A 14,798-nucleotide genomic window follows, 5' to 3' on the forward strand; every position below is an offset into this window, starting at 1 on the left:
ACGGCATCCCTGCGAAGGGATGCCGGCTTTTTTTCAGAACAAGGAATCATGAACATGACAACACTGCTGCGCACCGCCGTTATCCTGCCGCTGTTTGCGGTGCTGGGCGCCTGCCAGGCTGTCCAGGTGGACGTGCATGACCCGGTCATGGCGAAGCAGGGCAATACCTACTACTTGTACAGCACCGGACCGGGCATCACGTTTTACAGCTCCACCGACATGAAGAACTGGACGCCGGAAGGCCCGGTCTTTGCCAACGCGCCGGCCTGGGCGCGCAAGGCTGCGCCAAGCTTCAATGGCCACGTGTGGGCCCCGGACATTTATCAGCACAAGGACAAGTACTACCTGTACTACTCGGTGTCCGGCTTTGGCAAGAACACGTCAGGAATTGGCGTGGCCACCAATACCACGCTCGATCCGCGCGCGCCTGGCTACCGCTGGCAGGACCAGGGCATGATCCTGCAATCGGTTCCCAACCGCGACGAGTGGAACGCCATCGATTCGCACGTCATCGACGATGCGGACGGCACGCCGTGGATGTCCTTCGGCTCCTTCTGGAGTGGCCTGAAGCTGGTCAAGCTCGATGCCAGCCGCACGCGGCTGGCTGAACCCCAGGAGTGGCACGCCATTGCCAGCCGCGCGCCCTCCGACCGCAAGGCCGATCCCGCCTCGCAGGCCGGCGTGCATGAAATCGAAGCGCCGTTCATCTTCAAGAAGAACGAGTACTACTACCTGTTTGCATCGTGGGGCCTGTGCTGCAAGGGCAAGGACAGCACCTATCACGTGGTGGTGGGACGGGCTAAAAACGTGACCGGCCCTTACCTGGACAAGGACGGCAGGAGCATGCAGGCGGGCGGCGGCTCGCTCGTCATCGCCGGTGACAAGGACTGGAAGGGCCTGGGGCACAACAGTGCCTACACCTTTGACGGCAAGGATTACCTGGTCCTGCACGCCTATGAAACGGCTGACAAGTATCTGCAAAAACTCAAGGTGCTGCCTATGGCCTGGGACAAGGACGGCTGGCCCGTGGTCGACCAGAAGGACCTGAATCGCTATCAAAGCACGCGCCTGGCGAAGCCATCCAAATGATTCTGCGCCTGCTCACTGCCGTAGTTCTTTTCGCTGCGGCCGGTGCGCCGCACGCCGCGCCCGCCCAGCTGTTCCCCCTCAGTGATGTGCGGCTGACGGCAGGACCCTTCCTCGACGCGCAGAATACCGGCCAAGCCTATCTGCTGACGCTGGACCCGGACAGGCTACTGGCGCCTTTCCGGCGCGAGGCAGGCCTGCCGCTGCCCAAGCCGAGCTACGGCAACTGGGAGTCGTCCGGCCTGGACGGTCACATGGGCGGCCACTACCTGTCGGCGCTGGCGCTGATGTATGCGTCCACGGGCGATGCGGAAATGCTGGCACGGCTGAACAAGTTCATCGCCGGCCTGCGCGAAGTGCAGCAAAAGAATGGCGATGGCTACATCGGTGGCATCCCTGGCGGCGCCACCCTGTGGCAGGCGATCGCCCGCGGCGAAATGCAGGCCGATAACTTCTCGGTCAATGGCAAGTGGGTCCCGTGGTACAACCTGCACAAGATGTTCGCCGGCCTGCGCGACGCCCATCAGCACGCGGGCAGCAAGGATGCGCGCGCCATGCTCATTGCCTTGTCCGACTGGACGCTGGCGCTGACGGCAAGACTCACGCAGGAGCAGATGCAGGCGATGCTGCGCAGCGAGCATGGCGGCATGAACGAAGTGCTGGCCGATGTGGCACGCCTGACCGGTGACGATAAGTACATGGCCCTGGCGCGGCGCTTCTCGCACCAGGCCATCCTGGACCCGCTCGCACGCGGGGAAGATCAGCTCAACGGGCTGCACGCCAACACGCAGATTCCCAAGGTGATCGGCTTCAAGCGCATTGCAGACCTGACCGGCGAGCGCCGGATGCAGGATGCGGCGCGCTTTTTCTGGCAGACCGTGCACGACAAGCGCACCGTTGCCATCGGCGGCAACAGCGTCAAGGAGCACTTCCACGATACGAAGGACTTTTCGTCCATGATCGGCGAAGTGGAGGGGCCGGAGACCTGCAATACGTACAACATGCTCAAGCTGTCCGGCATGCTGTTCCTCACCGACCCCAGGGTCGCCTATACTGATTACATCGAGCGCGGCCTGTACAACCACATCCTGGCGTCGCAGCGGCCAAAGCGGGGCGGCTTTGCGTACTTTACGCCCATGCGCCCGAATCACTATCGCGTGTACTCACAGCCCGAGCATGCCATGTGGTGCTGTGTGGGATCGGGCATCGAGAGCCACGCCCGCCATGGCGAATTCATTTACGCCCACGATGGCAATTCCCTGTATGTGAACCTGTTCATCGCCTCCACGCTCACCTGGCGCGACAGGAACGTGCGTCTGACCCAGGCCACCCGCTTTCCCGACCAGGCCAGTTCCCGCATCACGGTGCATGATGACGCCGCGTTTGCACTCAAGATCCGCTATCCGCGCTGGGTGGCCGCCGGTGCGCTCAAGCTGCGTGTCAATGGCAAGCCCTATCGCTACAAGGGCGGTCCGGGCGACTACATCACGCTCGATCGCCAGTGGCGCCCGGGCGACCGCATCGATGTCAGCCTGCCGATGACCACGCGCCTGGAGCAGATGCCCGATGGCTCGAACTATTACGCGGTGCTGCACGGCCCTATCGTACTGGCGGCAAAGACGGCGCCGTTTGCCAACGAAAAGCTCAGTTTTCTGGCCGACGATTCGCGCATGGGGCACATCGCCTCCGGTCCGGTCTGCGAACTGTCGGCTGCGCCCATGCTGGTGAGCGACACCAAGGATTTCATGCACAGGTTCCGGCCCGTGCGCGGCGAGCCGCTGACGTTTTCGGCGCCCGGCCTCATTCGCGGCAAGGATGCCGGCTCACTGCGCCTGATTCCCTTCTTCCGCCTGCATGAGTCGCGCTACACCATCTACTGGCCGTATTCCACGCCGGCCGATGCCGAGCTGCTGCAGGCGGCCACCGCCATGGCCGAAGCGGAGCGGCTGGAGCTGGACGCACGCACCGTCGACCAGGTGGCGCCCGGCCAGCAGCAGCCGGAATCGGACCATGGCTTCAAGGGCGAGGGCGCCGAAGCGGGCGTCAACGGCGCGCGCCACTGGCGCCACGCGACCGGCTGGTTCAGCTACGAGCTCAATGACCCGAAAGGCGAAGCCAGCATACTGCGCCTGACCTTTGCCAGGGGCGACGCCGGGCGCCGCTTTGACATCGTTGTCGACGGCGTCAAGATCGCCGGCGTGACCCTGGGCGCGCCCGAGGGCGAGGACTTCTACACGGTCGACTATCCTGTCGCGCCGGCCAGGCCGGGCAGCAAAATGACCGTCAGGTTCGTCGCCCAGCCGGGCTCCATCGCGGGCGGGCTGTATGGGCTGCGGCTGCTGCGTTGATATCACTATTGATATCGATCACTGCAAAAAAATGATTGGATGGTTATTGCATTTTCTCCTACTATTGTTGACATAAGAAGGGCTTGCCTATATCGGCCCGCCACCAACTGGAGACTTGCCATGACCATCCGCAGAACATTTCTGGGCGCAGCCGTGCTCGCCATCTTTGCCACCACCGCCGGCAGCGCCCTTGCCAACAAGCCGCTTGTGATGGGTTTTTCGCAGGTGGGCGCCGAAAGTGAATGGCGCACCGCCAACACCCGCTCGATCAAGGAAGCGGCCAAGAAGGAAGGCATCATCCTCAAGTTTGCCGATGCCCAGCAAAAGCAGGAAAACCAGGTCAAGGCGATCCGCTCCTTCATCGCCCAGCGCGTCGATGTGATTGCGTTCTCGCCCGTGGTGGAATCGGGCTGGGACACGGTGCTGCGCGAAGCGCGCAATGCCAAGATCCCCGTGATCCTGACGGACCGCGCCGTCAACGCCGCCGACAAGACGCTGTACACCACTTTCATCGGCTCGGACTTTGTGGAAGAAGGCCGGCGCGCCGGGCGCTGGCTGGTGGAGCACGCCAAGAAGACCCCGCAGCGCACCCTCAACATCGTCGAACTGCAGGGCACCGTCGGTTCGGCCCCGGCGCTGGACCGTCAGAAGGGCTTTGCCGAAGCCATTGCCGGCCATCCGAACCTGAAAATCGTGCGTTCGCAGACCGGTGACTTCACCCGCGCCAAGGGCAAGGAAGTGATGGAAGCGTTCCTGAAGGCACAGGGCAAGAACATCAACGTGCTGTACGCGCACAATGACGACATGGCCATTGGTGCCATCCAGGCCATTGAAGAAGCAGGCCTGAAACCGGGCAAGGACATCGTGATTGTCTCGATTGACGGGGTCAAGGGCGCGTTCGAGGCCATGATGGCTGGTAAGCTCAACGTCACGGTGGAATGCAGCCCCCTGCTTGGCCCCCAGCTGATGAAGGTAGCCCGCGACATCAAGGCCGGCCGTCCGGTACCGAAACGCATCGTCACGGAAGAGGGCGTGTTCCCGGCCGAAGTGGCGGCCAAGGAATATCCAAACCGCAAATACTAAGCGGCGGTGCCAGTGATGACTGCTACCGTACAGGCCGCTCCGGTACTGGAGTTGAGCGGCATTTTCAAATCCTTCCCCGGGGTCAAGGCGCTCACCGACGTGTCGCTGCGTCTGTTCCCTGGCGAAGTCCACACGCTGATGGGGCAGAACGGGGCCGGCAAATCGACTTTGATCAAGGTGCTCACGGGTGTCTATACGCCCGAGCGCGGCACCATTTCCCTGGCCGGCCAGCCAATTGCGCCGCGCTCCACGGCGCAGGCCCAGGACCTGGGCATCAGCACCGTGTACCAGGAAGTAAACCTGTGCCCCAACTTGTCGGTGGCCGAAAACATCTTCATCGGCCGCTATCCACGCAAGTTCGGCATGGTGGACTGGCGCGGCATGCGCGAGCAGGCGCGCCGCCTGCTGCTGCAGCTGCAGATCGACATTGACGTCGAGGCCCAGCTGTCCACCTTCCCGCTGGCGATCCAGCAGATGGTGGCAATTTCGCGGGCGCTCAATACCTCGGCCCGCGTGCTCATTCTCGACGAGCCCACCTCCAGCCTGGACGAAGCGGAAGTGCAGCTGCTGTTCGGCGTGCTGCGCCGCCTGCGCGAGCAGGGCATGGCCATCCTGTTCGTGACCCACTTCCTGGACCAGACCTACGCCATTTCCGACCGCATTACCGTCATGCGCAATGGCGAGCGCGAAGGCGAATACCTGTGCAGCGAGCTGTCGCGCCTGGCCCTGGTCAACAAGATGATTGGCGTGGCCGCCGATGCGCCCGAGGCTGAACCGGGCGCCGGCCTGCCCGGCGCCAGCCGCAGCGCGCAACCCTTCCTGCAAGCGAAAGGCCTGGGCCGGCGCGGCGTGCTCAATCCGCTCGATATCGACATCCACCAGGGTGAACTGCTGGGCCTGTGCGGCCTGCTCGGTTCCGGGCGCACCGAGGCGGCGCGGCTGCTGTTCGGGGCCGACAAGGCCGACAGTGGCAGCATTGCCGTGGGCGGGCGCAGCAGTGTGTTCAGTTCCCCGCGCGATGCGATTGGGCACGGCATTGCCTTCTGTTCGGAAGACCGCAAGCACGAAGGCGCAATCCTGGAACTGTCGGTGCGCGAAAACGTCATTTTGGCACTGCAGGCGCGCATGGGCATCCTGCGCGCCATTCCCTACAAGCAGCAGGTGGCAATGGCGCAGGATTATGTGAAATGGCTGGGTATCAAGACAGCCGATGTGGAAACACCCATCGGCACCCTGTCAGGCGGCAATCAGCAGAAAGTGCTGCTGGCGCGCTGGCTGGTCACCGATCCCACGCTGCTGATACTGGACGAACCGACGCGCGGCATCGATGTGCGCGCCAAACAGGAAATCATGGATTACGTAAGCAATTTGTGCCGGAAAGGGATGGCGATCCTGTTCATCTCGTCCGAACTGCCCGAAGTTCTGCGCTGCAGCGACCGGCTGGTCGTCATGCGCGACCGCAAGGCTTGCGGCGAATACCAGCGCGGCGAGCTCGATGACAGCTCGGTGCTGCAAGTAATTGCAGGAGAAGCCGCATGAGCCAAGCCTTGAATATGACAGCGCCGGCCGGTGAAGGTTTTTTTGCGGCGATGCTGCGTCATCAACTGTTTCGCCCGCTGGCGGCTCTGGCAGCTCTCCTGCTGATCGACCTGATCGCCATCCCGGGCTTTTTTCATCTGGAGTTCAAGGACGGCCATTTGTATGGCAGCCTGATTGACATCGTCAACCGCGCCGCACCGCTCATGCTAACCGCGCTCGGCATGACGCTGGTAATTGCCACGCGCGGTATCGATATTTCGGTCGGCGCCGTGGTGGCCCTGTCCGGCACGGTGGCAGCCATGCTCATTGGCGGCACCATGGAAATGCGCGACGGCGTGCCGCACTATGTCAGCAATATTCCCATGGTGTGGGCCCTGTGCGCCGCGCTTGGTGCGGCGGTCCTGTGCGGCGCCTGGAACGGTTTGCTGGTTGCTACGGTGGGCCTGCAGCCCATCGTCGCCACCCTGATCCTGATGGTGGCCGGGCGCGGGCTGGCCCAGCTGCTGACGGACGGCCAGATCGTCACCGTCTATTACCAGCCCTTCTTTTTCCTCGGCAGCGGCTACCTGTTTGGCTTGCCGTTTTCGCTGACGATTGTGGCCGTGGTATTCATTGCCACCGCCTTCCTGATGCGCAAGACGGCGCTTGGGCTGTTCATCCAGGCGGTCGGCATCAACCCGGTGGCGGCGCGCCTGGCGGGTCTCAAGACGGCGGCGCTGATCTTTTTCGTGTACGTGTTTTGCAGCGCCTGCGCCGGCCTGTCCGGACTCATGATTGCCGCCAACATCAAGAGTGCGGACGCCAATAACGCCGGCCTCATGCTTGAACTGGACGCCATCCTGGCCGTCACACTGGGCGGCACCTCGCTGGCCGGCGGCAAGTTCAGCATCGCGGGCAGCCTGATCGGCGCGCTGATCATCCAGACCCTGACCTACACCATCTACTCGCTGGGCGTTCCGCCGGAAGTGAACATGGTGGTCAAGGCCATCGTCGTGTTCCTGGTCTGCATTTCCCAGTCGCCCGAATTCAAGAAAATGTTTGGCCGCAGGAGGGCAGCATGAACGCATTGACGGCCAAGCCGTATTTCACTTCGCTCGTCACGGTGCTGTTGCTGGTCATGATGTTTGTCATCGGCGGCGCCACCTATCCCGGCTTCCTGTCGCTGCAGGTGGTACTGAACCTGCTGATCGACAATGCCTTCCTGCTCGTGATCGCTGTCGGCATGAGCTTTGTCATCCTGTCCGGCGGCATTGACCTGTCGGTGGGCTCCGTGCTGGCCCTGAGTACCATGATGGCGGCAGCGCTCATGAGCAAGCTGCAATGGCCACCGGTACTGGTGATTGCTGTGGTGCTGTTGCTGGGCGCGGGCTTTGGCGCCGGCATGGGCGCGCTGATTCACTACTTCAAGCTGCAACCCTTCATTGTCACGCTCGGCGGCATGTTCCTGGCGCGCGGCCTGTGCTACCTGATCAGCATTGATTCCATCACCATCGAAGACCCGCTGTTTGTCGCCATGTCACAGACCCAGCTGCCGTTCTTTGATGGCTTCGTCTCGCCTGGCGCCGTGATTGCGCTCGCCGTGCTGCTCCTGGCCGTGGTGCTGGCCCACTTCAGCGCCTTTGGCCGCGCCGTGTATGCGATCGGCGGCAATGAACAGTCCGCCCTCATGATGGGCTTGCCCGTGGCGCGCACCAAGGTGCTGGTCTACGCCTTCAGCGGCCTGTGCGCCTCGCTGGCGGGCGTGCTGTTCTCGTTCTATATGCTGTCCGGCTACGGCCTGCATGCCCAGGGCACCGAGCTCGACGCGATTGCCGCCGTGGTCATTGGGGGCACCCTGCTCAGCGGCGGCTACGGCTATGTGGCCGGCGCCTTGTCCGGTGTGCTGGTGCTCGGCGCAATCCAGACCCTGATTGCCTTCGATGGCACGCTCAGCTCGTGGTGGACCAAGATCGTGATCGGCGCCTTGCTGCTCGTGTTCTGCCTGGTGCAGCGCGTCATGACTTTCGGCGCTGCGCGCCGGCTATAAAATACTATAAACACACAGGAGAGAAAGCATGCATCAGTTGTTCCGTACGTCCATTTCCCTGGCCCTCGCTGCTGTCGTGGCAGGCTGTGCCGGCCCTGAAGCGGTCGCCCCGGCGCGCGACGGCAACCCGATTGTGACCAACATCTTCACGGCCGATCCGGCCGCGCTGGTCGACAACGGGCGCGTCTACCTGTATGTAGGCAAGGACGAAGCGCCTGCCGGCGGCAAGGAATATGTGATGAACGAGTGGCGCGTGTATTCCAGCTGCGACATGCGCAACTGGGTGGACCATGGCTCGCCGGTACGCTATTCCAGCTTTGCCTGGGCGGGGCGCGATGCCTGGGCCGCCGATGTCACCAAGCGCAACGGCAAATACTATTTCTATTCCACGGTCGACCACAAGACCATCCCGGGCAAGGCGGTTGGCGTGGCCGTGTCCGACAGCCCGACCGGGCCCTTCGTCGATGCCTTGGGCAAGGCGCTCATTTCCAACGACATGACCAAGCATACCGACATCATGTGGGATGACATCGATCCGGGCGTCTTCATCGATGACGATGGCCAGGCGTACATTTACTGGGGCAATACGGTCCTCAAGTATGCCAAACTCAAGGCCAATATGATCGAGCTGGACGGCCCGATCGAAACCATCAAGCTGGAAAACTTCACGGAAGCGCCCTATGTGCACAAGCGCGGTTCGACCTATTACCTGAGCTACTCGCGTCACTTCCCGGAAGAGACCGTATACCAGATGGGCCCGAGCCCGACCGGCCCGTGGACCTATGGCGGCCTGATCATGGAAAAGAACAGCAACGTCAAGACCATTCACCAGGCCATCGTCGAATTCAACGGCAAGTCCTACATTTTCTATCACAACGGTAAATTGCCAGGTGGCGGCGAGTTCCGCCGTTCGGTGGCGGTGGAAGAGATGCGCTATGAGCCGGACGGCAAGATTGCCTTCGTGCCCCAGACTGCGCAAGGCCCGGCCGTCAATCCGAGTCCTGGCTGCAGCACGGCGAAATGATGTGCCCAAGGCCACAATTGAGGGTGTTCAATATTTGCCGTGTTAACATTGCGGTATGGATACCCTGAACCCGAACTGGTTTTTGCGCGCGCGCCTGAAGACGCGCCAGCTGCTGCTGCTCATCGCCCTGGACGACCACCGCAATATCCACCGTGCGGCCGATGAATTGCACATGACACAGCCGGCCGCGTCCAAGCAGATCAAGGACCTGGAAGAGATGCTGGACGTGCGCCTGTTCGACCGGCTGCCGCGCGGCATGGAGCCGACCATTTACGGCGAAACCATGATCCGCCATGCGCGCATGGCACTGACCAGCCTGTCGCTGGCGCATGACGATATCGTGGCGCTCAAGGCGGGCCTGACGGGCCAGGTGGAAGTGGGCGTGATCATGACGCCGGCCATGGCACTGCTGCCGCGCGCCATTGCCGACGTCAAGGCCCAGGCCCCCTTGCTGCGCATTGGCGTGCACATGGAGCACAGCAGTCTGCTGATCGACCGTTTGCGCCGCGGCACGCTGGACTTCATGATCGGCCGCATCCTCGAACGCGACGACAGCCTGGGCCTCATCTACGAGGAACTGACCGAAGAGCCAGCCTGCGCCGTGGCGCGGGTAGGGCACCCCTTGCTGGAACAGGACAAGCTGGCCATTGGCGACATGGTCAACCTGCCGTGGATCCTGCCGCCGCACGGCAGTATCCTGCGCCACCGTTTTGACATGATGTTCCGCAAGGCCGGCTACGAGCCGCCATCGAATGTGGTCGATACGACGGCCCTGCTGCTCGTGACCGCCTTGCTGCAGCAGACCGATTCCCTGCATGTGATGCCGCTTGAGGTGGCCAGGTATTATGCTTCCCTGAACGTGCTGGCGATCTTGCCGATCGAACTGCCCTGCAGGATGGATGCCTTTGGCATCATTCGCCAGAAGGAGCACTTGCTGGCGCCGGGCGCCGAGCTGCTGCTCGCATCGGTACGCAGTGCTGCGGCTGCCATGTATTGACATGTGACGCTGCCGCCTGGCAGGGGCAAGCGTGTCAAATATCAAAACAACATTCCTCTTGTCGGACCTAAATAGTCTTTTTGACAATTTCGCTCGCCGGTCGCGATAAGATTCCCGCCGCACACATCGGTCCCGCCCGTCCAATGGGCGGGGCGGACCCTTCGTATTTCTCGTCCTTTCAGCTGTCGCATATTTGCACAGTTTGGGTTTTGATCTGCCTTAAACTTTCACTGTGGCGGCGAAATTTTCTTTTGAGTTCCTTCCCAAAGAGAAAATTTCCTCCGTTAAAATTTTCTACAGTGCTATTGTTTCCTTTGCTATATTCCATTGCAACTCTTCATTATTGCGAGAGTGCAGGCTGCCACAAGCGGCCGTGATACCTAGACCAATAAATCAAATCATAAGGTGTGAGACACATGAATCGTCAATCGAAACCGGCTGCGGCCTTTCTCAAGAACTTGCTGTGCGCTTCGGTGCTGGGTGCATGCGGCGTGCTGGCCGCGCCTGCCCAGGCTGCCCTGCTCACGTTTGATGCCGCGCAAAACGTTGTCACCCCCGTGCTCAACGCGGGCGACACCGCCTACAACACGGGCGATGCCTTTACCGAAGGCTTGTTTACGCTGCAGGTTTTGAATAACCCCACGGCAGCAGCCGATGAATACGGCGCGGTTGGCGCCATGATTGATTCGGACAATGCCATGGCCTGTACCCTGACCGCCTGTCCTGTTGGCAACGGCAGCGTGTACTTTGGCGGGCTTAATGACGGCTGGCTGAACATCACCATTGCCGGCGCCGCCGGTTTCCGTGTCGCTGGCCTGGACTACGCCTTTATCGCACCGCTGGCGGGCCTGCAGGATTTCAGCTATGGCCGCCTGATGCTGACCGGCACCACCGCCGATGGCAGCATCATCACCACGGGCGCCGATTTCCCCGGCCAAAACCTCGACGGCCGCTTTGTCTTTGACGCCTTCATGGTGGACTCGGCCTTCCGCAGCACCACGCTGACCAGCCTGGCCATTGGCGCCTGCCTGTTTGACGGCAACGGCGACTGCGTGTTTGAACGCGAACTGGTCCAGAACCAAGCGCAGTTTGCCATCGATGACCTGAACCTGAACGTGATCCCGGAGCCGTCGTCCTATGCCCTGATGTTGCTCGGCATTGCGGGCCTTGCCGCTTTCTCCCGCCGCCGCGCTTGAGCGCCCGCGTAACCTTTCACAGGACTAATCCATGAAACTGCGCCCAATTTCCCTCGCCATCGTCGCGCTGCTCTCGAGCGCTGCCCTGACTGCCTCCGCCGACACCGTGCGCCGCTCGTACATTGTGCAGCTCGCCGACAAGCCGGTCGCTTCCTACACCGGCGGCGTCACCGGCCTGCCGGCCACCAAGCCGGCCGCCGGCCAGCCCCTGAACGTGAGTGCTGCCGACGTCCAGAACTACATCACTTACCTTGACCAGAAACAGAGCAGCGTGCTCTCGACCGTGGCCGCGGCCCAGGTCACCCACCGCTACAAGGTGGTCTTCAATGGCTTTGCCGCCCTGCTGACCGACGCCGAAGTCAAGGCGCTCAAGGGCGACCCGGCTGTTGCCGCCATCAACGCCGACGAAGAGCGCACCCTCGACACCAATTACACCGGTGGCTTCCTGGGCCTCGACAAGATGCCTGACGGCCTGTGGAACCAGCAGCCCGGCGGCAAGGGCAAGGCTGGCGACGGCATTGTCATCGGTATCGTTGACGGCGGCATCTGGCCGGAGAACAAGGCCTTTGCCGACCGCGTCGATGGCAACGGCAACCCGACCTTTGACGGCGCTGGCAGCCTGGTCTTTGACGCGCCGCCGGCCAGCTTCAGCGGCGCCTGCCAGACTGGCGAAGGCTTTACCGCCAGCCATTGCAACAACAAGCTGATCGGCGCGCGCTACTTCAACAGCGGCTTCCTCTCCAGTGGCCGCTCCCTGCACTGGAGTGACTTCGTTTCGCCGCGCGATTCGGTCGACGGCCCGAGCGGCAAGGGCGGCCACGGCACGCACACCGCCAGCACCGCCGGCGGCAATGCCAACGTGGATATCGCCATCAATGGCGTTCAGATGGGCAAGGCCAGCGGCATCGCGCCCCACGCACGCATTGCGGCCTACAAGGTGTGCTGGACCTATCCCGATCCGAGCAATCCTGACGGCAGCGGTACCCGCAATTCCTGCTTCAATTCCGACAGCGTGGCGGCGATCGACCGCGCCGTGCTCGACGGCGTGAACGTCATCAACTTTTCCATCAGCGGTTCCCAGACCAGCGTGACCGATCCCGTGGAACTGGCCTTTTTCGGCGCCGCGGACGCCAACGTCTTTGTCGCGGCCTCGGCCGGTAACAGCGGCCCTAACAACCAGGTGGCCCACCTGTCGCCGTGGATCACGACCGTGGGCGCCTCGACCCACAACCGCCTCAACGGCGCCACCGTCACGGCCGGGAATGGCAACAGCTATGTTGGCGCCTCGCTCAATGAAACGGCGCTGACCAATGTGCCCGCCATTGCCGCGCGCGACGCCGGCGTGGTGCCGTACGACAGCCTGAGCGCGGCCGACAAGCTGGCCCGCCGCCTGTGCTACACGGCAGCCGACCGCGTCACCTTTGGTGGCACGGCAGCATCGGCGCTCGACCCCAGCCGCGTGAGCGGCAAGATTGTCCTGTGCGAGCGCGGCAACACGGCCCGGACCGAGAAGAGCCGCGCCGTCTCTGATGCCGGCGGCGCCGGTATGGTGCTGGCCGACAACGGCGCAGGCCTGGTGGCGGAAAAGCACAGCGTGCCTACCGTGCACGTCTCCAGCGCTGCCGGCAGCGCACTGCTTTCGTATATCCAGGGTACGCCCGGGGCCACGCTGTCGCTGTCCACCTGGAGCCCGCAGGTCGGTTCCACGCCGGCACCGGTGATGGCTGGCTTCTCTTCGCGCGGTCCCAACAAGGGCTTTGCCAACATTCTCAAGCCAGACCTGACCGCGCCCGGCGTGGACATCATCGCCGCTGTGACGCCGGTGCATGACCAGGCTGAGCGCGACAGTATCGCGAGCGGCAGCCTGGTGCCTGGCGCGGCCTGGGCTTCCTACAACGGCACGTCCATGTCCAGCCCGCACGTGGCCGGTCTGGCCGCGCTGCTCAAGCAGCTGCATCCGACCTGGTCGCCTGCGGCCATCAAGTCGGCCCTGATGACCACCGCATCGAACACCTTCAACGATGGCTTGCCCGGCTTGCAGAACGGCCGCCTGCCATTTGGCCAGGGTGCGGGGCATGTGGTGCCGAACATGGCCACCAACCCGGGCCTGGTGTATGACGCCAGTACCACCGACTACATCCGCTACCTGTGCGGCGCGCGCCTGGTGGCCCCGGCCACCTGCAACGTGACCGGCAGCATTGCCGACTACAACCTGAACCTGGCTTCGCTCACCGCTGCCAGCGTGCTGGGCAAGCTGACCATGACGCGCACGGTCACCAACGTGAGCGACACCGCATCGACCTATACGGCAGCGGCAACCCTGCCTGGCTTTACGGTCGCGGTGGCGCCGTCGACCCTGACGCTTGCCCCTGGAGCCAAGGGTACCTACCGTGTCACCCTGACTCGCACCACCGCACCAATGAACGAGTACAGCTTCGGTTCACTCGAGTGGCGCGATGGCACCCACGTGGTCAAGAGCCCCCTGACTGCCCGGGCGCAGGCGTTCGTGGCGCCACCGCTGCTCAAGAGCGAAATGGTGACCGGCAACTCGGTGTTTACCGTCGGTTCCGGCTTCAGCGGCAAGCTCACGGCCGCCAAGGGTGGCCTCAAGCCGGCCACCCTGATGACCCAGACCGTGGCGCAGACCAATGCGGCGGACGGCGGCCTGGCCGAATGCCGGGCAGGCGGCTCGGCCGGCGTGGTGGCCACCGCGGTGACGGTACCGGTCAACACGATGATGATGCGTTTCTCGCTGCGTGACGTTGACACCAGCGGCTTCCAGAGCGGCGGCACGGACGACCTCGACCTGTTCCTGCTCGACGCGGCGGGTAACCAGGTGGGCTACAGCGGCACGGCCACGTCTAACGAAATGATCACCCTGATGGCACCTGCGGCCGGCAACTACCGCCTCTGCGTGGCTGGCTACGCACCGCGCAACGGCAGCTCCACCTACACGCTGGCATCGTGGGTGGTCGGTTCGAGCGATGTGGGGGGCAACTTCAAGGTGGCATTGCCATCGAGCGTCTTCACCGGTGGCACGGCTTCGGCTGTCGCGAGCTGGTCGTCCCTGACTCCCGGCCTGCGCTACATGGGCGTCATCCAGTACCTGATGAACGGTGCCACGCCGCTGAGCTACACGCTGGTGGAAGTGGACGCCACCAATCCGGTGCCAACGGCCACGGCGGCTGGCAAGATGGCAAAGGAAGGCCTGCCAGCCGGCGGCGCCGACTAAGCCCGCCTGGCCTGATCCGCGCTGGCTGAGGCCGGCCGAATTGGCATCGCACGAAACGCCGCGTCCTGGCTGGATGCGGCGTTTTTTTTTGGGGTGCCCGGAGCGGCGTCGCCGGGCTCGCCCCGGAGCGTGGTCATCAACGAGATCGCTACGGTGACCCGGCAGAACGCGGCGCTGGTCGAGCAGGCCGCCGCCGGCCCCATTCAAGCGCAGTCAGCGCGCCTTGCAGGCGGTCAGCCTGGTCAGGGTGGCGCCGGCGCGGGTATT

10 protein-coding genes are annotated in these 14,798 nt (G+C 63.2%); all 10 read left to right on the top strand.

Annotated features, from left to right (window positions below; translation table 11 throughout):
- The first annotated feature begins 54 nt into the window (after positions 1–54).
- The 10 genes from KY495_RS18320 (at position 55) to KY495_RS18365 (ending at position 14,531) form a co-directional block, all read left to right on the top strand.
- On the top strand, positions 55–1,089 hold the full coding sequence (locus tag KY495_RS18320; protein WP_219880787.1) for an arabinan endo-1,5-alpha-L-arabinosidase: 1,035 nt from the start codon (positions 55–57) through the stop codon (positions 1,087–1,089).
- Entirely contained in the window at positions 1,086–3,434 is a 2,349-nt protein-coding gene (locus tag KY495_RS18325) for a glycoside hydrolase family 127 protein (protein WP_219880788.1), read from the top strand. Before KY495_RS18320 ends, KY495_RS18325 begins: the two co-directional genes overlap by 4 nt.
- Before the next feature lie 120 nt (positions 3,435–3,554).
- Entirely contained in the window at positions 3,555–4,517 is a 963-nt protein-coding gene (locus tag KY495_RS18330; RefSeq protein ID WP_219880789.1) for an ABC transporter substrate-binding protein, read from the top strand.
- 15 nt (positions 4,518–4,532) lie between these two features.
- A complete protein-coding gene (locus KY495_RS18335; RefSeq protein WP_219880790.1) occupies positions 4,533–6,056 on the top strand; it encodes a sugar ABC transporter ATP-binding protein in 1,524 nt (507 codons plus the stop codon).
- Positions 6,053–7,117 (top strand): ABC transporter permease, encoded by a 1,065-nt coding sequence (locus KY495_RS18340; RefSeq protein ID WP_219880791.1) that lies wholly within the window; start codon positions 6,053–6,055, stop codon positions 7,115–7,117. Before KY495_RS18335 ends, KY495_RS18340 begins: the two co-directional genes overlap by 4 nt.
- Positions 7,114–8,082: a galactofuranose ABC transporter, permease protein YjfF gene (yjfF, locus tag KY495_RS18345; protein WP_219880792.1), complete on the top strand. Its 969-nt coding sequence runs from the start codon at positions 7,114–7,116 to the stop codon at positions 8,080–8,082. The genes KY495_RS18340 and yjfF overlap by 4 nt, the downstream gene beginning before the upstream one ends.
- Positions 8,083–8,110: 28 nt before the next feature.
- Entirely contained in the window at positions 8,111–9,106 is a 996-nt protein-coding gene (locus KY495_RS18350) for a glycoside hydrolase family 43 protein (RefSeq protein WP_219880793.1), read from the top strand.
- 55 nt (positions 9,107–9,161) lie between these two features.
- Positions 9,162–10,103 carry a LysR family transcriptional regulator gene (locus KY495_RS18355; RefSeq protein WP_219880794.1) on the top strand — a complete coding sequence of 314 codons (942 nt, stop codon included), beginning with the start codon at positions 9,162–9,164 and terminating at the stop codon, positions 10,101–10,103.
- 416 nt (positions 10,104–10,519) lie between these two features.
- On the top strand, positions 10,520–11,299 hold the full coding sequence (locus KY495_RS18360; protein WP_219880795.1) for an NF038120 family PEP-CTERM protein: 780 nt from the start codon (positions 10,520–10,522) through the stop codon (positions 11,297–11,299).
- Between the two features lie 31 nt (positions 11,300–11,330).
- Positions 11,331–14,531: a S8 family peptidase gene (locus KY495_RS18365; RefSeq protein WP_219880796.1), complete on the top strand. Its 3,201-nt coding sequence runs from the start codon at positions 11,331–11,333 to the stop codon at positions 14,529–14,531.
- The last annotated feature ends 267 nt before the right edge of the window (positions 14,532–14,798 follow it).

Origin of the sequence: Massilia sp. PAMC28688, from assembly GCF_019443445.1 — a bacterium.
GTDB lineage: Bacteria > Pseudomonadota > Gammaproteobacteria > Burkholderiales > Burkholderiaceae_D > Telluria_A.